The organism is Acidovorax sp. Leaf73, assembly GCF_916855635.1.
In the GTDB taxonomy this organism is placed as follows: Bacteria; Pseudomonadota; Gammaproteobacteria; order Burkholderiales; family Burkholderiaceae_C; genus Acidovorax; species Acidovorax facilis.
Window position 1 is genome coordinate 458,197 of sequence record NZ_CAKASI010000002.1, and the last position, 19,589, is coordinate 477,785.

Below are 19,589 nucleotides of genomic sequence, written 5' to 3' on the forward strand. Positions count from 1 at the left end.
TTGGCCTAAATAGCCTCTAGCGCTTATCTTGTAAGCGCGAAAAGCTATATAAATAGTAGCAAACTCTCTGTGGCGGCAGTGGTCACGCCACGGCCTCCAGGCGGCGCGCCACCTCCGCCGCCTCGGCCCGCAGGGCCTCCAGCATGGGCGCTACCTCGGGCAGCGGTGGGCGGTACAGCGGCAGTACGGCCGCCACGCTGAACGGGATCGACAACGCGAGCCGACGCACCACCAGCCGGCCATTGGCTGCGGCGGTCAGGGCCGTCAGCGGGTTGACGATGGCCAGCCCCAGGCCATGCTCCACCATCGCGCACACGGCAGCCGCGCTGTGGGTTTCCATGCGCAGCGTGCGTGGCACGGCGGCTTCGGCGAAGCGCGCGTCAATGATGCGGCGATAGGGGTCGTCGGCCGACAGGCTCACAAAGGGCTGGTCGACAAAGTCCGCCAGCTGCAGCACAGGTTGCCGGGCCAGGGCGTGGCTTGCGGGCAGCACGGCCACTTCGTCCAGGGTGAGCAGCACCTCGGCGCGGGTGCCGGGCGGGGCGGCGGTCTGCTCGCACAGGCCCAGGTCAAAACGCTGGGCACTCATCCATTCTTCGAGCAGCGGCGAATCCTGCGGCGTGACCGACAGGCGCGCGTGGGGCTGCGCCTGCATCAGCCGCGCCGCCGCGCCGGGCAGCAGCGCATGCGCCAGCGCGGGCAGGCACAGCACTGCCAGCTGCACGGCGTCGGGCCGGCCCAGCGCCACGGCGCGGTCCACCACGCGCTCCAGCCCCTGCCACGAGCGCTGTACCTCGTCCCACAGGGCCAGTGCCCGCGCATTGGCGCGCAGGCGGCCCTGTATGCGCTCGAACAGCGCATAGCCCAATAACGATTCAAGCCGGGCCAGCTCGCGGCTCACCGTGGGCTGCGAGCTGTGCAGCAGGTCGGCGGCGCCGGTGGCGCTGCCGGCGGTCATCACGGCGCGGAACACCTCGATGTGCCGGTGGGTGATGCGGTGGGCCAGTGCGGGGTCGGTCATGGGCAAAGCATATCCATATTGAATAGAAGATGTAAATCAAAGCATTCGACCAAATACCTTGGAAGGGGCATCATCCGCGCTTCCCTTCAGTCTTTGTGCCTTCGGAGTGCCCATGTCCAACCCCTTCTCGCCCGCCCAGCTGTGGTCCCTGGCCGACCAGTTCGGCACCCCCTTGTGGGTGTATGACGCGGCCACCATCCGCCAGCGCATTGCGCAGGTGTCCAATTTCGAGACCATCCGGTTCGCGCAGAAGGCCTGCTCCAACATCCACATCCTGAAGCTCATGCGCGAGCAGGGCGTGAAGGTGGATGCGGTCTCGCGCGGCGAGATCCTGCGTGCGCTGGCGGCCGGCTACACGGCCGGCGGAGAGCCGTCGGAGATCGTCTTTACCGCCGACCTGTTCGACGCCGCCACGCTCGACTGTGTGGTGGAACACGGCGTGCCGGTCAACGCTGGCTCGATCGACATGCTGCACCAACTGGGCGCGCGCTCGCCGGGCCATGCGGTGTGGCTGCGCATCAACCCCGGCTTTGGCCATGGCCACAGCAACAAGACCAACACGGGTGGCGAGCACAGCAAGCACGGCATCTGGCACACCGACCTGCCTGCGGCGCTGGCGGCGATCCAGCAGCATGGCCTGAAGCTGGCGGGCCTGCACATGCACATCGGCTCGGGCGTGGACTACAGTCACCTGCAGGAGGTGTGTGGCGCCATGGTCAACCTGGTGCGCACGGCGCATGCGGCCGGGCATGACCTGCACGCCATCTCGGCCGGTGGCGGCCTGTCCATCCCCTACCGCAGTGGCGACCCGGTGGTCGATACGCAGCATTACCACGGCCTGTGGGACGCCGCGCGCCAGCAGGCCGAGGCCATCGTGGGCCACAAGCTGGGCCTGGAGATCGAGCCCGGCCGCTACCTGGTGGCCGAATCCGGCGTGCTGCTGGGCCAGGTGCGCGCCACCAAGAACGCGGGCAACAACCACTTTGTGCTGGTCGATACCGGCTTCAACGAACTCATGCGCCCGTCCATGTACGGCAGCTACCACGGCATGAGCGTGCTGCGTCGCGATGGCTCGACGGCGGCAGAGCAACCCACGGTGGTGGCAGGCCCGTTGTGCGAATCGGGCGACGTGTTCACCCAGGGCGACGGCGGCGTGGTGCTGCCACGCGACCTGCCCGCCGCCCAGGTGGGCGATCTGCTGGTGATCCACGACACCGGGGCCTATGGCGCATCGATGTCCTCCAACTACAACACGCGTCCGCTGATTGCCGAGGTGCTCGTTGACGGTGGCCAGGCGCGCCTGATCCGCCGCCGTCAGACGGTGGACGAACTGCTGGCGCTGGAACTGGGGCTTTGATCGTGTTGTGGGGCGGGTGCCGCTCCCACAGCCGGTAGGCGCGCGCCTACGGCCACGCGCCGTGCTGGCGCACACGGGCGGGAAAAGGAGGGCCCTACAGTGAAATCACTTATCCCCTTCAACCCTTTTCAGGAGATCACTATGCCCATCATTGCTTGGCTGCTCGGCGTCCCACTGTCCGTTGTTCTGTTGCTCATGCTGTTCGGCGTGTTCTGATCCTGCCCCGCAAGGGGATTGCCAAAAAAAGCCGCAGGGCGCCTATCCATGGTGCCCTGCGGCTTTTTTGATGGGCATGCCTTTCGCCAAGGTCGTGCGTCCGTTCGTCCGCTTGCCATGCCAACCCGGGCTCCAGGGAACGAGAGAAGCCGCTAAGCTGGCCTTTCGCCCTGTTTTCAACAGAGCGACGAGGCCCCGGCTGCCTCGCGCCACGCACGGCGCGCGGGCGGGTAGAGGCCACTTTGCCCACCCCTGGAGCCGCCATGGACGCCGAAGAACAGACCATTGTCGAGCTGGACTACCCCGGCGAATACCTGAGCCGCCTGGGCTGTGCCGAAACCAAGACCTGCAAGATCCGCCTGTCCCGCAAGGGCCAGGGGCTGCTGGCCCGCATGTACGCCCGCAAGGGCTACAGCATGCAGGCCACCTTGTCGCACGACTGCGACCTGAGCAGCCTGGTGGTGCAGATTGATGGACAGTCGCAAGGGACGATTTCGGTGCGCATGGACGACGGGCACCTGGCGGCGGAGGAGCAGTACCCCGAGTTCATTGCCGAACTGCGCCAGCGCGGCGCGCGCATCTGCGAAATGGGCAAGCTTGCAATGGACCCCGGGGTGCGTTCCAAGCATGTGCTGGGTGCCATCTTCCACATTGCGTGGATCGTGGCCTTCCGCGCCCGGCGCGCCACCGACATCGTCATCGAGGTGAACCCGCGCCATGCCCCGTTCTATCGGCGCATGCTGTGTTTTGACCAGATCGGCCCCGAACGCATGTGCGAGCGTGTGGGTGCGCCCGCCGTGCTGCTGCACATCGGCGCTGACAAGGGGCGCCGCCTCATCGACCAATTTGGCGGCCAGCCCAAGCTGGCCAGCGTGGAGCGCAGCTTCTACCCCTATTTCTTCCACCCCGACGATGAAGAGGGTCTGCTGCGGCGCCTGTCGGTGAGGTAGCCGTCAGGTCTTGCGCGGGGCCTCTACCGTCAGAGCTCGCCCCGGGGGCCGCGCCCCATGAGCTGCGCCACGGCCTCGGCAGGTTGCAGGCGGCCGTCAAGCAAGGCCACGGCGGCCTCGGCGATGGGCATGTCCACACCCAGGGTCTGTGCGCGCTGCACCACGGTGCGGGCGCTGTAGACGCCTTCCGCCACATGGCCCAGGGATTCCACCGCCTGCGCCAGGGTCTGGCCCTGTGCCAGCAGCATGCCCACGCGCCGGTTGCGCGACAGGTCGCCGGTGGCGGTCAGCACCAGGTCGCCCAGGCCGGACAGGCCCATGAAGGTGTCTGGCCGCGCGCCCAGCGCCAGGCCCAGCCGCGTCATCTCAGCCAGGCCGCGCGTGATGAGTGCGGCGCGGGCGTTGAGACCCAGCGCAAGCCCGTCGCACAGGCCGGTGGCAATCGCCAGCACGTTCTTCACCGCGCCCCCCACTTCCACGCCCACGATGTCTTCGTTGGCATACACGCGCACGCTCGGGCTGTGAAAGGCTTTGACCAGCGCATCGCGCACGGCGGCATGGGCGCTGGCGGCCACCAGGGCTGTGGGCTGCCCCAGGGCGACTTCCTGCGCAAAGCTCGGGCCGCTGAACACGCCTGCTATCAAATCAGGAGCTACTTGCGCTTGTACTTCGTGCGCTAGCAGTCCAAAAGATGCTGAATTGGCACCGGCAGGCACCGCCTCGAAGCCCTTGCACAGCCAGGCCACAGGTGCCGTGCACCCGCGCAGCGCCAGGAGCATGCCGCGCAGGGCGGCCATGGGCGTGGCCACGATGACCAGGTCGGCACCGGGCAACAGTGCGCGGAAGTCGCCATCGACCACTGAGAGGGACGGGGGGAGGGCAATGCCCGGCAGGTAGCGGGCGTTTTGTGCCTGGGCGCGCATGCTTTGCGCCTGGGCTGCATCGCGGGCCCACAGGGTGACCGCGTGCCCGGCAGGGTGCTGGGCTGCGCTCATGGCGACCGCAGAGCCCCAGGCACCAGCGCCCAATACTATGATTTTCATAGCTGCTTGCGCTTATCTATCGTGCGGTAGAGGCCAAAAATAGCATTGATTTCAAGGGCCCACTGCGCTGTGCTTCGTCGGCCGTCCGTGGAACCGGCGTGGCCCAAGCGCGGTAGCCGCGGAACTGGCTTTGCCAGGCCGCTGGCTGCGTCCCCCTCCCGTAGCGCGCAGCGCGTAGAGAGAGGGGGAAGGCGCGAAGCGACTCAGGGGGCGTTTTACATCACTGCGTGATGATGGGCGAGGCTTGGCCGGCAGCCTGCGCTTGCTGCTGCTCGTACATGGCCTGGAAGTTGATTTCGGCCAGGTGGACGGGCGGGAAGCCAGCGCGGTTGATCACGTCGGCCACGTTGCCGCGCAGGTAGGGGTACACGATCTGTGGGCAGGCGATGCCCATGATGGGGCCCATCTGGTCTTCGGGCACGTTGCGGATTTCGAAGATGCCGGCCTGCTTGGCTTCGACCAGGAACACGGTCTTGTCCTTGATCTTGGTCTGCACGGTGGCCGTGACGGCCACTTCAAAAATGCCTTCGGCCACGGGAGTGGCTTCCACACCCAGCTGGATGTCCACGCTGGGTTGCTCTTGTTCGAGCAGGATACCGGGGGAATTGGGTTGCTCCAGCGACAGGTCCTTGAGGTAGACGCGTTGGATCTGGAACACGGGGTTTTCTTGATCGGCCATGGTGAAGTCTCTTTGAGCTTACAAAATTGCTAGCAAAACAAAACCCGCCGGGGAGCAGCTCCCGCAGCGGGCACATGGGGCTGCATTATGCAGCGCCCGGGGAGGGGGTCAGGCGCCCAACAAGGGCATGAGCTCGCCACGGCTGTCCAGCGCCACCAGATCGTCGTGGCCGCCCACATGGGTGTCACCGATGTAGATCTGCGGCACCGTGCGGCGGCCGGTGATCTCCATCATGTGGCTGCGCGCGGCGGGGTCGGTGTCGATGCGGATCTCCTCGATCTGCTCCACACCCTTGGACTTGAGGATCTGCTTGGCCCGTATGCAGTAGGGGCAGACGGCGGTGGTGTACATCTTCACGGGTTGCATGGCGGACCTTCCTCTTTCTTCCTGTGGGGCTAAAAACCAGTGGCAAGACTATCGCGGACCCAATAACTGGGGGCGGATCAGGCTTTTTCCACAGGCAGGCTGGCTTCGCGCCAGGCCTTCAGGCCACCAGCGAGCGACTGGGCGTTTTCGTAGCCCAGCTTTTTGGCAATGGCGACGGCGCGGTTGGAGCGGGCGCCACTGGCGCACACCAGCACCACGGGCAGGGCCTTGTTCTTGACCACGGTGGGCAGGCGCTCTTCGAGCTGGCCCAGGGGCACGTTCTTGGCTCCGTTCACGTGGCCGGCGGCGAATTCCTCGGTTTCGCAGACGTCGATGACCACCGCTTTTTCGCGGTTGATGAGCTGCACGGCGCGCGCTGGCGTCAGCGAGCCGCCACTGGCGTTCTTGAGGACCGGCCACAGCAACATGCTGCCCGAAGCCAGTGCAACGAGGAACAGATACCAGTTATCAATAATGAATTTCACGAAGCTTCCTTGGGTTGGCGAACAGCGTAATTCTAGAATGCTGGGTTTTGGCCCGCATTTTTTTGACCTGCCTTTCCTGGGGAAACCATGTACAAGCTCGTTCTGATTCGCCACGGCGAATCCACCTGGAACCTTGAAAACCGCTTTACCGGCTGGACCGACGTGGATCTCACGCCCACCGGTGTTTCCCAGGCCATGTCGGCTGGCAAGCTGCTCAAGGCCGAGGGCTACGAGTTCGATCTGGCGTTCACCAGCGTGCTCAAGCGCGCCATCCACACCCTGTGGTACACGCTGGACGAAATGGATTGCACCTGGCTGCCCGTTGTCAAGGACTGGCGCCTGAACGAGCGCCACTACGGTGCCCTGCAGGGCCTGAACAAGGCCGACATGGCCAAGCAGTACGGCGACGAGCAGGTGCTGGTGTGGCGCCGCAGCTATGACACCCCGCCGCCAGCGCTGGAAGCCACCGACCCCCGCAGCGAGCGCAGCGACCGCCGCTACGCCGCTCTGGCCGAAGGCAGCGTGCCGCTCACGGAATGCCTGAAGGACACCGTGGCCCGCGTGCTGCCGTTCTGGAACGATGCCATGGCACCGGCCATCCGCTCAGGCAAGCGCGTGGTGGTCGCCGCGCACGGCAATTCCATCCGCGCCTTGGTGAAGTACCTGGACAACATCTCCGAGGCGGACATCGTGGGCCTGAACATTCCCAACGGAATCCCGTTGGTATATGAACTGGACGCCGACCTCAAGCCCATCCGCCACTACTATCTGGGCGATGCAGAAGCGGCTGCCAAGGCAGCTGCGGCAGTCGCCTCGCAAGGCAAGGCGTAAAGCCTGGGTAAAGACGGGGAAAACCCGCCGATACCCTGTCTAAAGTGAGTGCCTGCGCGGAACTGCAGCGGGTTTGGTCCTTCCAAGGTGTATATTGGTTTTGAAGCGGTAAAGGTGTTGTATGGGCCACAAACTCAAAATTGCGGGATGGGTATCGGTTGGTGTCGTGGCTGGGGCTCTGACGACGGTTTCGTTGCAGACGGTCGCGCGTGGTGCGATGACTCCGCTGCCGCTGGAAGAAATCCAGCAGCTGTCGGCGGTGTTTGGCCTCGTAAAGACCGACTATGTCGAACCGGTGGATGACAAAAAGCTCATCACCGACGCCATCTCCGGCATGGTCGCCAGCCTGGACCCGCACTCCCAGTATTTCGACAAGAAGTCCTTCAAGGAATTTCGCGAAGGCACTTCGGGCCGTTTTGTGGGGGTTGGCATCGAAATCACCCAGGAAGACGGCTTGATCAAGGTGGTGTCGCCCATCGAAGGGTCTCCCGCCTTCCGCGCTGGCCTCAAGACCAATGACCTGATCACCAAGATCGACGAAACGGCGGTCAAAGGCCTGTCCTTGAACGATGCCGTCAAGCGCATGCGTGGCGAGCCCAACACCAAGGTCACGCTCACCATCTTCCGCAAGGACGAGAGCCGCACCTTCCCGGTCACCATCACGCGCGAAGAGATCAAGACCCAGTCCGTCAAGGGCAAGGTGGTGGAGCCCGGCTACGCCTGGATCCGCCTGTCGCAGTTCCAGGAGCGCACGGTCGATGACTTTGTGCGCAAGGTGGAAGAGGTCTACAAGCAGGAACCCAACCTCAAGGGCCTGGTGCTCGACCTGCGCAACGATCCCGGCGGCCTGCTGGATGCGGCTGTGGCCGTGTCGGCCGCGTTCCTGCCAGAAAACGTCACGGTGGTCACGACCAACGGACAGCTCGCGGACAGCAAGGCCACTTACAAGGCCTCGCCCGACTTCTACCAGCGCCGTGGCGGGGGTGACCCGTTGCGCCGCCTGCCCGCAGCCCTCAAGTCCGTGCCACTCGTGGTGCTGGTGAATGAAGGCTCTGCGTCGGCCAGCGAGATCGTGGCGGGCGCTCTGCAGGACCACAAGCGCGCCACCATCATGGGCAGCCAGACCTTTGGCAAGGGCTCGGTGCAGACCGTGCGTCCGCTCGGGCCTGATACCGGCATCAAGCTGACCACCGCGCGCTATTACACCCCGAGCGGCAAGTCGATCCAGGCCAAGGGCATCGTGCCCGACGTGATGATCGACGAATCGGAAGAAGGTAACATCTTCGCTGCTTTACGCATGCGCGAGGCCGATCTGGACAAGCACCTGGGTAGCGGCCAAGGCGAGGAAAAGAAGGATGAGGCCCGTGAAAAGGCCCGCGAAAGCGCCCTCAAGCGCATGGAAGAAGAAGCCAAAAAGCCTGCAGCAGAACGCAAGGCTCCAGAGTTCGGTTCGGACAAGGACTTCCAGCTCGTGCAGGCGCTCAACCAGCTCAAAGGCCGCCCCGTGCTGGTCAGCAAGACACTGACGGAACGCAAGGACGAAAAGAAAGAAAATTGAGCTTTCGCTCTCTGTGCTGAAGGCCGGATTTCCAGCGGAGTCCGGCCTTTTTTCTTGTCCTTCTTGCTCTTCTTTTCTTGAGACTCTCGCCATGACCGATGACCAGCTCCTGCGGTACTCCCGCCACATCCTGCTCGACGAGATGGGCATCGAGGGGCAGGAGCAGGTGCTGGCGTCCCATGCCCTCATCATCGGTGCGGGTGGCCTGGGCTCGCCTGCCGCGCTGTACCTGGCGTCTGCTGGTGTGGGGCACATCACCCTGGTGGACGACGATGTGGTGGACCTGACCAACCTGCAACGCCAAATCGCACACACCACCGCGCGCGTCGGCCAGCCCAAGGTGGCGTCTGCAGCCAGCGCCATGGCAGCCATCAACCCCGAAGTGCAGACGACCGTGCTCCAGGCGCGCGCAGATGCCGCTGTGCTCGATACCTTGGTGCAAGACGCCTGCGTGGTGCTCGATTGCAGCGACAACTACGCAACACGCCACGCCGTCAATGCGGCCTGTGTGCGCCATCGCAAGCCCCTTGTTGCGGGGGCTGTCATCCGCTTTGATGCCCAGATCACCGTGGTGGACCCGCGCCAAGCTGCGTCGCCCTGTTATGCCTGTATTTTTCCGCCTGAGGCGGATTTTGAAGAGGTGCGTTGCTCCACCATGGGCGTGTTTGCCCCGCTGGTGGGCGTGGTGGGTGCCCTGCAGGCGGCCGAGGCGCTCAAGCTGCTTGCAGGCATCGGGACGTCACTGGCTGGGCGTTTGTTGATGCTGGATGGACGGTCCATGGAGTGGAGCACGATGAACGTGGCGCGTGCGCCGCACTGCACGGTGTGTGTTGCTCGGTAGGATTACTCCTACAGCGTCCGCGTGCGGCGGCTGGCAGAATCCGCTCAGCTGAGCCACTAAATTTGAGGCTCGACCAGCGTAAATGTGCGTTGGTAGTGAAACGGGACCCTTCTGTGAAACTCCGCACCTATATCGTTGAAGACAACGCCACCATTCGAGAGAACCTGATCGGGACGCTCGAAGAATTGGCGTCCGTAGAGGCGGTAGGGGTCGCTGAGACCGAGGACGAGGGCAAGAACTGGCTCGCCACCCATGGTGAGCAGTGGGATCTGGCAATAGTGGATCTTTTTCTGCGCCAAGGCAGTGGGCTGGGGGTCCTGGCAGCATGCCGCTCGCGCCGCCCTGGCCAAAAGATGGTGGTGCTGAGTAACTACGCGACACCCGATGTGCGCATGCGCTGCGCACAGCTGGGGGTGGACGCGGTCTTCGACAAATCCAACGAAATTGATGCGCTGGTGGACTACTGCATCCAGCACAGCAGCAGTCCTGCGGGGATGGAAGCTGGCCAGTCCCTGTCGTCGCCTGGCCATTCGCTGTGATGCTGCGCCCTGCAGCGCGGGTGCGCGCGGCGGGGCTTTTTATTTTCTACTCTTCTCGCCAGCGGGCTGAGTCAGGCCCAATGACCCCGGACTGAGGCCACTGCTCCATGTCAGTCAATCAAGCGGTTCTTGAGCGCGTAGTAGGTCAGATCGCTGTTGGACGACAGGCTCATCTTCTCCATCAATCGCGTGCGGTAGGTGCTCACCGTCTTGACGCTCAAAGACAAGGCCTTGGCGATATCGCCTGCCGTCTCTCCCTTGGCCAGCTTGAGGAACACCTGGAACTCGCGTTCCGACAACTGCTCGTGGGGCGGTGCGTCGTCCTTGCGATTGAGTTGCTGGGCCAGCAGTTCGGCCACGGCAGGCGTCAGGTAGCGGCGGCCCAGCGCAATGGTGCGGATCGCCTCCACGATTTCAGAGGGTTCGCACTCCTTGTTCAGGTAGCCGCTCGCACCCTGGCGGATCAGGTTGATCGCATAGTGCTCTTCGGGGTAGCCGCTCAGAATCAGGATGCCCATGTCCGGGGCTTTGGCCCGCAGCATGGCCAGCGCATCCAGCCCGCTCTGTCCGGGCATCGACAGGTCCATGAGCAGGACATCAATTTCCTTGTTGCGCACCAGATCGATGGCTTCACGGCCGTTGGAGGCCTCACCCTCCACCCGCAGATCCACATGCTCGGACAGGAACTGCCGCAGCCCGGAACGAACTATCGCGTGGTCATCCACAATGCCAATCTTGATCATCGATCTTTCTTTCGCAGGGCGGTGATGCCGCTCCTGATGTTTGTTGGTTGGAAAGCTTTTCCGGCACGTCATCCCTGTTGGCAGGGTGGTGCCCGGTCTTCACACATTATCCAGAATACCGCGTATGAGTCTTAAAGAAAACACCCGCATCTGGCTGCCCAAGGTCCGCAAGATGGCCTTGAGCCTGCCCATGGCGTTGCTGGCGGCGATGGTGCTGGTGGGTATCAACGAAACGGGTCACATGCGCTCACAAGATGCGGTGGAGCAGATGAGCCACGGTCAGAACACGCGCAAGGCCGTCAACCTGTTGCTGCAGAGCATGCTGGACGCAGAAACCGGGCAGCGTGGCTATCTGCTCACCGGCAACGAGACTTATCTGGAGCCTTACGACAAGGCGGTGGCTACCGTGCAGACCAACCTGGACGGCTTGCGCGGGCTGTTCATGGATGCCCCCGAAGACATGCAGGAATTTGCGCTGCTGTCGCGGCAGATATCCCGCAAGCTCGCGGAGATGGAACTGAGCCTGCGTTTGCGCCGGCAGGGCAATGAAGATGCCTGGAAGTTCATCCTGCATACCGATGTGGGCAAGGAGCACATGGAGGCCATCCGCAAGCACGCGCTGGAGTTGATTGCCCGCAGCGACATGCACGTGAAACAAGGCCAGGACCAGATCGAGCAGTCGCTCATGCTGTCGCGCATTGGCATTGCCACGGTGACGGTCATTGGCTTGCTGGCGTTCTACATGTATCTGCGCCAGGCGCAGGCGCTGCAGGTCGTCAACCAGCGCGAACAGGCCCTGCTGGAGCGCGAACGGGACCGCCTGGAAGGCCTTGTAAAGGCCCGTACCGCAACGCTTTCCGAGCTGGCAAACCATCTGCAGCAAGTACGTGAAGATGAGCGTGGGCACCTTGCGCGCGAGCTGCACGATGAGCTGGGTGCACTGCTCACTGCGGCCAAGCTGGATGTTGCGCGGCTCAAGTCCAGGATCGACGCCAACGCCCCCGAGGTGGCAGAGCGGCTCAAGCACCTGACCGAAACGCTCAACAGCGGTATTGCGCTCAAGCGCCGCATCATTGAAGACCTGCGGCCCTCATCGCTCTCCAACCTCGGACTGACGGCCGCGATCGAGATCCTCACCCGCGAATATGCCGAACGCGCAGGTATCGAAGTGGAAACGAGCCTGGAATCCGTGCAGTTGCCTGATGCCTCGCAACTCACGGTGTACCGCATGGTGCAGGAGGCGTTGACCAACATCGGCAAATACGCCAAAGCCAGCAAGGTGCTGGTGTCGGTACATGGTTACCCCACGCATGTGGCAGTTCAGGTGCGCGACGATGGCGAGGGGTTCGATCCCGCCACGGTGCGTCCTACCTCGCACGGGCTGTCGGGAATGCGCCACCGCGTGGAGTCTGCGGGCGGTAGGCTGTCCATCACCTCGCGCCCGGGCAACGGCACCCTGGTCTCTGCCGTGCTCCCGCTGCAGCGCCATGGCGCCGAGGCGTCGTCGCAGCCGCCCTCTCTGGCCGCTTGACCTGGCGGCCTTGGGCCAGGGATAGCGAGCCGCAGCGCGCCGTCCTACAGGCGGCCCGCTGCACCGCCGACAGGCTTGCGCGCCGGGCACCGGCATCTTTGACTCTCCATGCTCCTTACAGTGGATTCCAGGCGCTGAAATTCATGTGCCAACCCACCCGCCGGCAACCGGCCCCCTCAAGAGGAGAAGGAGAAAGAAATGTTGCACTACGCAGTTGTTTTTCTGGTGATCGCGCTGATCGCAGCCCTGTTCGGCTTTGGCGGTATTGCTGCCGGTGCCGTGGGCATCGCCAAGATTCTGTTCTTCGTGTTCGTCATCATGGCGGTTGTGACCTTTGTACTGGGTCTGCTCAAAAAGGGCTGACGCCCCGGCCGTGAAACCAAGCATTCCGCATCCACCCCTTCAAGGAGTTTCCGCATGAGTATCCAGACCGCTACCGACAAAGTTGCCAACGGCGCACGCCATCTCGCAGATGATGTGCTGCAAAGCGCCCAAGACGCCGTGCAGTCCACCCGCACGGCCGCCAACACCTCGCTGGAAAAAGCCGAAGAAGGCGTACGTGCCCTCCGCAGCCAGACCGACCCCGTCATTGACGACTTGGCAGCGCGTGCCCAGGATCTGGCAGCCCGCAGCATCGGCTATTGCGCAGAAACCAGTGCCCGTGCCCGTCGCCAGATGCAGCATGCAGCAGACGCCACCACCAAGTATGTGGCGGAGCAACCCGGCAAATCGATGGTGATCGCCGCAGCATCGGGTGCCGTGCTCGCAACCCTGGTGCTCTGGATGTCGCGCCGCAAGCACGCCTACTGAAGCCTGTCTCTATCCCTACAGTCCGCCGGTCGCGGAGGGTGCAACAGACCGGCAGATTGCAATCTTCCAGCACCCGCGTTCCCAACCATTTTCAAACAAGGACAACACCATGAAATACGCACGTGCACTCGCCTTTGCCGCTGTCGCTGGCATCACCATCATCACGGCCACGGGCTGCTCGGTGGCCCGTGAACAACAGACCGTTGGCGCCTATGTAGATGACGCCGGCATCACCACCGCCGTCAAGGCAAAAATGGCTGAAGACAAATCCGTCTCCGCCACGTCGATCAGCGTGGAAACGCTCAACGGCACGGTGCAGCTCTCGGGCTTTGCCAAGTCGCAAGCTGAAAAGAACCAGGCTGAAGCCATCGCACGCAACACCAAGAATGTGCGTGAAGTGCGCAACAGCATCGTGGTTCGTCCCTGACCGGATGCCTGAACATTGCGCTGCGGGCTTCCTGCCGGTAGCGCATAGGCACTGACCGCTGAGCAGGCTCCGGGTACCTCCTGGAGCCTGCTTTTTTCATGGGGCGCCAGCAGGCATACCCCTGGGTCTTGCTCGTTTGCCACACCCCACCGGGTATAAGCTCCACACCATGCGGGTATTCAATTGCGACCATTGCGGTCATCTGGTTTTTTTCGACAGCGTGCAGTGTCTGCACTGTGGCAGCGCGCTGGCATTTTTGCCCGATGTGTTGACCATCGCGGCCCTGGCGCCTGCGCCGCAGGATGGCGCCGACCTGTGGCGCCGCCGGGGCGGGCGCGGTGGCTCGGATTACAGCGGTCGCTTGTACCGTATGTGCCGCAACCATACCGAACACCAGGCCTGCAACTTTGCCGTGCCTGCCAACGACTATGCGGAACTGTGTGTATCGTGCCGCCAGACCCGGGTGTTGCCCGATCTGTCGGAGCCCGCGAACATGGGCCGCTGGATGCAGATCGAGGCCGCCAAGCGGCGCCTGTTCTACAGCCTGGCCCGCCTGGGCCTGGAGCCCGCACCCGGGCGCACCGGACCCGTTTTTGAATTTCTGGCCGAGGTGCCCGGTGGTCCGCCGGTGTTGACGGGCCACCACAGCGGAACGATTACGCTGAATGTGGCCGAGGCCGATGACGATGAGCGCGCACGCCGCCGCATCGCGCTGGGTGAGCCCTACCGCACGCTGATTGGCCACCTGCGGCATGAGTCCGGCCATTTTTATTGGGACCAGCTGGTGCGCGACGGCGGCCGCCTGGAAGATTTTCGCCAGATGTTTGGCGATGAGCGCCAGGACTACGCTGCCGCGCTGGAGGCTCACTACGCCAAGGGCAACGACCTGGGCGACTGGGTCGACCACCATGTCAGCGCCTATGCCGCTGCTCACCCCTGGGAAGACTGGGCCGAAACATGGGCCCATTACCTGCACATGATCGATCTGCTGGAGACGTCGGCCAGCTACGCGACCGAGGTCACGATCCCGGGCATTTATGGGGCGCAGCGCAGCAGCGCCATCGACCCGTTTGCCAGCCCGGCGCCTGATTTCCAGTCGATGGTGCAGCACCTGGTGCCGCTGACACTGCTGCTCAACAGCCTCACCCGCAGCTTGGGGCAGCCAGATGCCTATCCGTTTGCCTTGGCAGGCGAGGTGTTGGCCAAGCTGCGGTTTGTGCATGACGTGGTGCGCGAAGCCGCCCGGCGGCCCGCCCCAGTCGCCGCTCCGGCTCCGCAGCCCGCACCGGCTCCCAAACAAAACGTCAAAAAAAATAGCAAAACAACCAGTAAGGACGTGCGCTAGCGCCATTTTTTCCTTGGTTTTTTGCCTGCATCAAAGAGCGGCAAGGGTGGCGGCCTGGAACTTGCTAGGTGTCTGCCATGGGGCTGTTGAAACCCCTTGAGCAGCCAGTACCGAGCCACACACGACGCCAAGGGAGGGCGCGACCATGCTGAGCCGCACCGCTGACCATCTTTTCTGGATGGCACGCTATACCGAGCGCGCCGAAAATACGGCGCGCATGCTGGATGTGAATTACCAGAGCGCGCTGCTGCCGCAATCGACCGAGGTCGCCAAGCAGGGCTGGCAAGGGTTGCTGTCCATCAGCGAGCTGCTGCCCGCCTACACCGCCCAGCATGGCGAAGTGACTCCGGCGAAGGTGCTGGACTTCATGGTCAAGGACCCTTCCAACCCCTCGTCCATTCTGGCCTGCCTGCAGGCCGCGCGGGAGAACGCGCGGGCCGTACGCGGTGCGCTCAACACCGAGGCCTGGGAGATCCAGAACCAGACCTGGCTCGAAGTGAACCGCCTGATCGCCAGCGGTGCACTGGAGCAGGACCCGGCGCGATTCTTCGAATGGGTGAAGTTCCGCTCGCACCTCTCGCGGGGTGTGACGGTGGGCACCATGCTGCAGGACGAGGCGCTGCACTTCATGCGCCTGGGCACCTTTTTGGAGCGGGCCGACAACACGGCGCGGCTGCTGGATGTGAAGTTTCACGCGGTGCAAAGCGACTTCATGGGCGCGGCCACGGCGCAGGACCAAGACTACGATTTCTACCACTGGAGCGCCATCCTGCTCAGCGTGTCGGGCTTCGAGACCTACCGCAAGGTGTACCGCGACGTGATCACGCCCGAACGTGTGGCCGAACTGCTGATCCTGCGGGCCGACATGCCCCGCTCACTGCACGCTTGCATGAAAGAGGTGCTGGGCAACCTCGACATGCTGGGCAGCGGCCAGTCGGCCGAGACCCAGCGGCACGCGGGGCGGCTGCTGGCGCACCTGAAGTTCGCACGCATCGATGAAATCCTGACCCATGGACTGCACGCCTACCTCACCCAGTTCCTGGAGCGGGTGAACGACCTGGGCGCGCGGATCAGCCGGGACTTTCTGGTGCCTGCGGCGGTGTGAGGGGTGTATCTGGTGCGTCTGGCGCAGCGGCCATAGCGGCCGGCACCGGCTCCACCGTCACGCCCACCTGCAGCACATGGTGGTCGCCGCCGTGGATCACGCCGCGCAGCGGCGACACATCCGAAAAATCGCGGCCGATGGCCAGGGTCACGTAGTCCTCGCCCGCCGCGCGGTCGTTGGTGGGGTCCAGGTCAAACCAGGTGTTGTCGCCTGATGCGCCATCACTTTCGTCGGCTGCCGGTGACCACACCGACACCCAGGCGTGCGAGGCATCGGCCCCCACCAGCCGGGGTTGTCCGGGCGGGGGCTCGGTCAGCAGGTAGCCGCTCACATACCGCGCCGCCAGGCCCAGGCTGCGCAGGCAGCCGATCATCACGTGGGCAAAGTCCTGGCACACGCCCCGGCGCAGCCGCAACGATTCGAGCGCGGGCGTGCCCGCGTCGGTGGCGTTGGCGGTGTAGGCAAAGTCGGCATGGATGCGCGACATCAGGTGGCGGGCGGCCTGCATCAGCGGGCGGCCGGGTGCAAAGCTCTCGGCGGCATAGGCCACGAAGTCGGCATGCCGGGGAATATAGGGCGACGCAAAGCTGAACTCGGTGGCCGCGTGGTAGGGCTGGCCGCGCCGATAACCCAGGCGCTCGCGCACGGCCTCCCAGGGCTCGCCGGGCGGTGCGGCGGGCACGGGCAGGGTCTCCAGCAGGCTTTCGGCGCGCACCCGCAGTTGCTCGTGGGTGAACGGCAGGCTGAAGAACGCGCGGGTGTTGCCAAACACGTCCTGCACCATGTTGCACTGTGTTGGGGCGGGGTCCACCTGCAGGCTGTGGGTCAGCACACGCTGCACCACACCGGTGCGCGGACGCAGATGGGCCATGTGCTGGGCGTTCTGCACCGCCGGGCTGTAGTGGTACACCGTTTCGTGGATGACGCGCAGCTTCATGGTCAAGCTCCTACGCTGTGCCGAAGTGCATCCGCCGAATGCGTGAAGTAGCGCGTGGCCAGCACATCCGACAAGCCCATCACGCCCCGCACACACCGGCCCAGATATTCCTCCAGAGTGGCATGGCGGCCTTCGGCGTCCTGTGCGCACAGGGCCACCAGCGACAGGTCGGACGCTTCGGGGATGCCCGTGGCGGCGGATTCGCAGGGCGTACCGGCGGTCGCTTCGATCTTGGCAATGCGCCCGCGCAGCGTCTGTGCGACCCAGGCCAGCGAGCGGGGGTTGTCGCGGTCGATCACCAGCAGGTCCAGCAGGGCGGGCATGTCGCGCCGCTGCTGGTACTGCGCGTGGAAGGTGATGGTGCTGTCAAACAGCGCCACCATGGCCTCGAAGCCGCCCTCATCGTGCACGGCGCCGGTCTGCAGGCCACTTTCCAGCGCCGAGGCCAGAAAGCCCAGGCGCTCCAGGTGGCGCCCGATGGACAGCAGGCGCCAGCCGTCGTCGCGGGTCATGCGGTCGGTCTGCTGGCCCGTCATGGCTGCGGTGTGGCCGCTCAGGCCTTCCAGCTGGCGCAGCGCGTCCAGCGGCGAATAGTCGCCGTCGTCTTCGGCTCCTGTGCGGGGCGCAAAAAACTCCGCCTCGGCGCGCACGATGAGGTTCCAGTGTTCCTGCGACAAACGGTCGCGCACGGCCGAGGCCGCACCCAGGATGCCGCGCAGGTTGTAGCCCACGCTGGTCACCTGCGCGGGCTGCGTCAGCCCGGCGATCAGCGAGCGCTCGAACACGCGCCGTGCCTGCCCGGCCGCAGGCACGGTCGGTAGCACCAGCCCCTGGCTCACGCCCATGGCGCTCAGCCAGGTCAGCAGCGGCTGCGAGGTCTGGTCCTCCCCATTGAGGCATTGCAGCGTGATGCGCGCCAGGCGCGTGACGTTCTCGGTGCGTTCGGTGTAGCGACCCAGCCAGAACAGGTTTTCGGCCGCGCGGCTGGTCACCTGGCGGCTGCGGTGCACCACGGCGGGCGCGGCCTGGTTGTGGGCCAGCAGCGTGGTGGTGTCCACGGGGCCATCTGTCTGCACCCATACATCGGCGCTGCTGCCGCCGCGCTGCATGGATGTAATGCCGCTGTCGCCCTGGGCCAGGCGGGCCAGCCCGCCCGGCAACACGCGCCACGAGCCGGGGCCGTCGCACACCGCAAACACGCGCAGCATCACCGAGCGGGGGGCGATGGGGCTGCCGCCCTGGCCCGCACCTTCTGCGGCTTCACTGCGCCAGGTGGGCATTTGCGACAGCGGCAGGTGGGCCTGCACGGTGTATTCGTCGCCCTGGGCTTCGATGCGTGCGGACCACTGCGCCAGGTCTTGCGCCGACAGCGCACCGCCCAGCACGGGCACGCGCTGCGCCATGGGCCAGGTGGGGCGGATCACGCTGTGCGCGAGCTGCGGCAGCACCGCCTGCATGGCCGATCGCTCGCCACACCACCAGGTGGGCAGCGACGGCAGGGCCAGCTCTTCGCCCAGCAGGTGGCGCGACAGCGCAGGCATGAAGCCCAGCAGCGCCGACGATTCGAGGAACGCCGAGCCCGGCGCATTGGCCACCAGCACGTTGCCCGCACGGATGGCCTGCAGCAGGCCGGGCACGCCCAGGCGCGAGTCGCTGCGCAGCTCCAGCGGGTCCAGAAACTCGTCGTCCAGGCGCTTGAGGATGCCGTGCACCGGCTGCAGGCCATGCAGCGTCTTGAGGTACAGGCGCGCGTCGCGCACGGTGAGGTCGTTGCCCTCCACCAGCGTCAGACCCAGGTAGCGCGCCAGGTACGCGTGCTCAAAGTAGGTCTCGTTGTACGGGCCGGGCGTGAGCAGCACGATGCGCGCATCCGCCCCCGCCGGGCTCATCTGCCGCAGTCCGTCGAGCAGTGCGCGGTAGGTGGCGGCTAGGCGCTGCACATGCATCTGGCTGAACGCCTCGGGGAACAGGCGCGAGATGAGCAGCCGGTTCTCCAGCAAATATCCCAGGCCTGAGGGCGCCTGCGTGCGCTGCGTCACCACCCACCAGTCGCCCTGCGCATCGCGCGCCATGTCGAACGCCGCGATGTGCAAATGGGTGCTGCCCACCGGTTGCACGCCATGCATGGCGCGCAGGTAACCCGGGTGGCCCTGCACCAGCGCGCTGGGCAGCAGACCTTTGTGCAGCAGCTCCTGCGGGCCATACACGTCGGCCATCACGCGGTTGAGCAGGCGCGCGCGTTGCAGCACGCCGCGCTCGATGTGTGCCCAGTCGCCCTGCGAAAGGATCAGCGGGAACAGGTCCACCGACCAGGGCCGCTGCGGGCCGTCGGCGTCGGCGTACACGTTGTAGGTGATGCCGTTGTCGCGCACCTGGCGCTGCAGGCTCTGCATGCGCCGGTCCAGGTCCTGGAAGCCCTCGGCCCCCAATTGATCAAAGAATTGGGCCCAGGCGCTAGTGATATCTGGCTTGTTTGCTATTGATTTGGGAGTGGCTGATGCAGTGGCAGCACCGGGGGCGCCCGCCACGCTGGCACCCCGCAGCTCGTCAAAATGCCCGGCCGCCGCAGCAGGCGCCAGTGCAGCCGCCAACTGGGCTGCGCTGTCAGAGGGGTCGGGGGGGGGGAGGCTGTCGTTGAGGTGGTTCACTGCGCTCGATTTTCGGGCATTTGGTCGACAACACTCTGCGGGTAACCCACAGCCTTCAAAACCGGCGCGATCCCTACCAGGGACGCCAAGCAAGGGCCGCCCCGCAGCAAGGGCGTCGTCCCCCTTCAAGGGGGAAGGCGCCGCAGGCGACTCAGGG

20 protein-coding genes are annotated in these 19,589 nt (G+C 64.8%); 12 read left to right on the plus strand and 8 right to left on the minus strand.

Annotation, left to right across the window (positions count from 1 at the left end; all coding sequences use genetic code 11):
* Nucleotides 1–82: 82 nt before the first annotated feature.
* Entirely contained in the window at nucleotides 83–1,021 is a 939-nt protein-coding gene (locus tag LPA35_RS08475; RefSeq protein WP_228896464.1) for a LysR family transcriptional regulator, read from the minus strand.
* Nucleotides 1,022–1,133: 112 nt separating this feature from the next.
* On the opposite strand from LPA35_RS08475, the gene lysA reads away from it, so the two are divergent.
* Nucleotides 1,134–2,378: a diaminopimelate decarboxylase gene (gene lysA / locus LPA35_RS08480; RefSeq protein WP_228896466.1), complete on the plus strand. Its 1,245-nt coding sequence runs from the start codon at nucleotides 1,134–1,136 to the stop codon at nucleotides 2,376–2,378.
* 479 nt (nucleotides 2,379–2,857) lie between these two features.
* Nucleotides 2,858–3,544, plus strand: coding sequence for a long-chain N-acyl amino acid synthase (locus LPA35_RS08485; protein ID WP_228896468.1), 687 nt, complete (start codon nucleotides 2,858–2,860; stop codon nucleotides 3,542–3,544).
* 29 nt (nucleotides 3,545–3,573) lie between these two features.
* On the opposite strand, the gene LPA35_RS08490 is transcribed toward LPA35_RS08485, so the two are convergent.
* From LPA35_RS08490 to LPA35_RS08505, 4 genes are all read right to left on the minus strand, one after another.
* Nucleotides 3,574–4,587 (minus strand): NAD(P)H-dependent glycerol-3-phosphate dehydrogenase, encoded by a 1,014-nt coding sequence (locus LPA35_RS08490; RefSeq protein WP_218300420.1) that lies wholly within the window; start codon nucleotides 4,585–4,587, stop codon nucleotides 3,574–3,576.
* 220 nt (nucleotides 4,588–4,807) lie between these two features.
* Nucleotides 4,808–5,266 (minus strand): protein-export chaperone SecB, encoded by a 459-nt coding sequence (gene secB, locus LPA35_RS08495; protein ID WP_055395502.1) that lies wholly within the window; start codon nucleotides 5,264–5,266, stop codon nucleotides 4,808–4,810.
* 108 nt (nucleotides 5,267–5,374) lie between these two features.
* Entirely contained in the window at nucleotides 5,375–5,632 is a 258-nt protein-coding gene (gene grxC / locus LPA35_RS08500) for a glutaredoxin 3 (RefSeq protein ID WP_015015481.1), read from the minus strand.
* A gap of 77 nt (nucleotides 5,633–5,709) precedes the next feature.
* On the minus strand, nucleotides 5,710–6,117 hold the full coding sequence (locus LPA35_RS08505; RefSeq protein ID WP_121420926.1) for a rhodanese-like domain-containing protein: 408 nt from the start codon (nucleotides 6,115–6,117) through the stop codon (nucleotides 5,710–5,712).
* An 87-nt stretch (nucleotides 6,118–6,204) separates the two neighbouring features.
* Between LPA35_RS08505 and gpmA the strand changes: the two genes are divergently transcribed.
* The 4 genes from gpmA (at nucleotide 6,205) to LPA35_RS08525 (ending at nucleotide 9,886) form a co-directional block, all read left to right on the plus strand.
* Nucleotides 6,205–6,948 (plus strand): 2,3-diphosphoglycerate-dependent phosphoglycerate mutase, encoded by a 744-nt coding sequence (gpmA, locus tag LPA35_RS08510; RefSeq protein WP_121420925.1) that lies wholly within the window; start codon nucleotides 6,205–6,207, stop codon nucleotides 6,946–6,948.
* Nucleotides 6,949–7,069: 121 nt separating this feature from the next.
* Nucleotides 7,070–8,506: a S41 family peptidase gene (locus LPA35_RS08515; protein WP_055395496.1), complete on the plus strand. Its 1,437-nt coding sequence runs from the start codon at nucleotides 7,070–7,072 to the stop codon at nucleotides 8,504–8,506.
* 91 nt (nucleotides 8,507–8,597) lie between these two features.
* Nucleotides 8,598–9,347 (plus strand): molybdopterin-synthase adenylyltransferase MoeB, encoded by a 750-nt coding sequence (locus LPA35_RS08520; protein ID WP_228896470.1) that lies wholly within the window; start codon nucleotides 8,598–8,600, stop codon nucleotides 9,345–9,347.
* A 113-nt stretch (nucleotides 9,348–9,460) separates the two neighbouring features.
* Nucleotides 9,461–9,886 carry a response regulator gene (locus tag LPA35_RS08525; RefSeq protein ID WP_055395489.1) on the plus strand — a complete coding sequence of 142 codons (426 nt, stop codon included), beginning with the start codon at nucleotides 9,461–9,463 and terminating at the stop codon, nucleotides 9,884–9,886.
* A 110-nt stretch (nucleotides 9,887–9,996) separates the two neighbouring features.
* Here the strand turns inward: LPA35_RS08525 and LPA35_RS08530 are convergent, their stop codons facing one another.
* Nucleotides 9,997–10,629, minus strand: a complete 633-nt coding sequence (locus tag LPA35_RS08530; protein WP_010463169.1) for a response regulator transcription factor — start codon at nucleotides 10,627–10,629, stop codon at nucleotides 9,997–9,999.
* A gap of 124 nt (nucleotides 10,630–10,753) precedes the next feature.
* On the opposite strand from LPA35_RS08530, the gene LPA35_RS08535 reads away from it, so the two are divergent.
* The 6 genes from LPA35_RS08535 (at nucleotide 10,754) to LPA35_RS08560 (ending at nucleotide 15,847) form a co-directional block, all read left to right on the plus strand.
* The gene (locus LPA35_RS08535; RefSeq protein ID WP_121420923.1) at nucleotides 10,754–12,160 is read left to right on the plus strand and encodes a CHASE3 domain-containing protein; all 1,407 of its coding nucleotides are present in this window, start codon (nucleotides 10,754–10,756) and stop codon (nucleotides 12,158–12,160) included.
* A 198-nt stretch (nucleotides 12,161–12,358) separates the two neighbouring features.
* Complete coding sequence (locus tag LPA35_RS08540) at nucleotides 12,359–12,523, plus strand: DUF1328 domain-containing protein (protein ID WP_010463174.1); 165 nt, start codon at nucleotides 12,359–12,361, stop codon at nucleotides 12,521–12,523.
* A 54-nt stretch (nucleotides 12,524–12,577) separates the two neighbouring features.
* Nucleotides 12,578–12,970 (plus strand): hypothetical protein, encoded by a 393-nt coding sequence (locus LPA35_RS08545; protein ID WP_055395485.1) that lies wholly within the window; start codon nucleotides 12,578–12,580, stop codon nucleotides 12,968–12,970.
* Between the two features lie 109 nt (nucleotides 12,971–13,079).
* The gene (locus LPA35_RS08550) at nucleotides 13,080–13,397 is read left to right on the plus strand and encodes a BON domain-containing protein (RefSeq protein WP_055395483.1); all 318 of its coding nucleotides are present in this window, start codon (nucleotides 13,080–13,082) and stop codon (nucleotides 13,395–13,397) included.
* A 169-nt stretch (nucleotides 13,398–13,566) separates the two neighbouring features.
* The gene (locus LPA35_RS08555; protein WP_055395481.1) at nucleotides 13,567–14,742 is read left to right on the plus strand and encodes a putative zinc-binding metallopeptidase; all 1,176 of its coding nucleotides are present in this window, start codon (nucleotides 13,567–13,569) and stop codon (nucleotides 14,740–14,742) included.
* A gap of 145 nt (nucleotides 14,743–14,887) precedes the next feature.
* Complete coding sequence (locus tag LPA35_RS08560) at nucleotides 14,888–15,847, plus strand: alpha-E domain-containing protein (RefSeq protein ID WP_055395479.1); 960 nt, start codon at nucleotides 14,888–14,890, stop codon at nucleotides 15,845–15,847.
* Here LPA35_RS08560 and LPA35_RS08565 read toward each other — a convergent pair.
* Nucleotides 15,813–16,784, minus strand: a complete 972-nt coding sequence (locus LPA35_RS08565; protein WP_055395477.1) for a transglutaminase family protein — start codon at nucleotides 16,782–16,784, stop codon at nucleotides 15,813–15,815. The two genes, LPA35_RS08560 and LPA35_RS08565, sit on opposite strands and share 35 nt — an antisense overlap.
* Before the next feature lie 2 nt (nucleotides 16,785–16,786).
* Complete coding sequence (locus LPA35_RS08570; RefSeq protein ID WP_228896472.1) at nucleotides 16,787–19,432, minus strand: circularly permuted type 2 ATP-grasp protein; 2,646 nt, start codon at nucleotides 19,430–19,432, stop codon at nucleotides 16,787–16,789.
* Between the last annotated feature and the right edge of the window lie 157 nt (nucleotides 19,433–19,589).

Bases quoted from the DNA above. Each gene is read 5' to 3' on its own strand.
- lysA (WP_228896466.1), top strand. From the start codon at position 1,134: ATGTCCAACCCCTTCTCGCCCGCCCAGCTGTGGTCCCTGGCCGACCAG.
- LPA35_RS08515 (WP_055395496.1), top strand. From the start codon at position 7,070: ATGGGCCACAAACTCAAAATTGCGGGATGGGTATCGGTTGGTGTCGTG.
- LPA35_RS08520 (WP_228896470.1), top strand. From the start codon at position 8,598: ATGACCGATGACCAGCTCCTGCGGTACTCCCGCCACATCCTGCTCGAC.
- LPA35_RS08565 (WP_055395477.1), bottom strand. From the start codon at position 16,784: ATGAAGCTGCGCGTCATCCACGAAACGGTGTACCACTACAGCCCGGCG.
- gpmA (WP_121420925.1), top strand. From the start codon at position 6,205: ATGTACAAGCTCGTTCTGATTCGCCACGGCGAATCCACCTGGAACCTT.
- grxC (WP_015015481.1), bottom strand. From the start codon at position 5,632: ATGCAACCCGTGAAGATGTACACCACCGCCGTCTGCCCCTACTGCATA.
- LPA35_RS08475 (WP_228896464.1), bottom strand. From the start codon at position 1,021: ATGACCGACCCCGCACTGGCCCACCGCATCACCCACCGGCACATCGAG.
- LPA35_RS08550 (WP_055395483.1), top strand. From the start codon at position 13,080: ATGAAATACGCACGTGCACTCGCCTTTGCCGCTGTCGCTGGCATCACC.
- LPA35_RS08530 (WP_010463169.1), bottom strand. From the start codon at position 10,629: ATGATCAAGATTGGCATTGTGGATGACCACGCGATAGTTCGTTCCGGG.
- LPA35_RS08560 (WP_055395479.1), top strand. From the start codon at position 14,888: ATGCTGAGCCGCACCGCTGACCATCTTTTCTGGATGGCACGCTATACC.
- LPA35_RS08490 (WP_218300420.1), bottom strand. From the start codon at position 4,587: ATGAAAATCATAGTATTGGGCGCTGGTGCCTGGGGCTCTGCGGTCGCC.
- secB (WP_055395502.1), bottom strand. From the start codon at position 5,266: ATGGCCGATCAAGAAAACCCCGTGTTCCAGATCCAACGCGTCTACCTC.
- LPA35_RS08540 (WP_010463174.1), top strand. From the start codon at position 12,359: ATGTTGCACTACGCAGTTGTTTTTCTGGTGATCGCGCTGATCGCAGCC.
- LPA35_RS08535 (WP_121420923.1), top strand. From the start codon at position 10,754: ATGAGTCTTAAAGAAAACACCCGCATCTGGCTGCCCAAGGTCCGCAAG.
- LPA35_RS08555 (WP_055395481.1), top strand. From the start codon at position 13,567: ATGCGGGTATTCAATTGCGACCATTGCGGTCATCTGGTTTTTTTCGAC.
- LPA35_RS08545 (WP_055395485.1), top strand. From the start codon at position 12,578: ATGAGTATCCAGACCGCTACCGACAAAGTTGCCAACGGCGCACGCCAT.
- LPA35_RS08485 (WP_228896468.1), top strand. From the start codon at position 2,858: ATGGACGCCGAAGAACAGACCATTGTCGAGCTGGACTACCCCGGCGAA.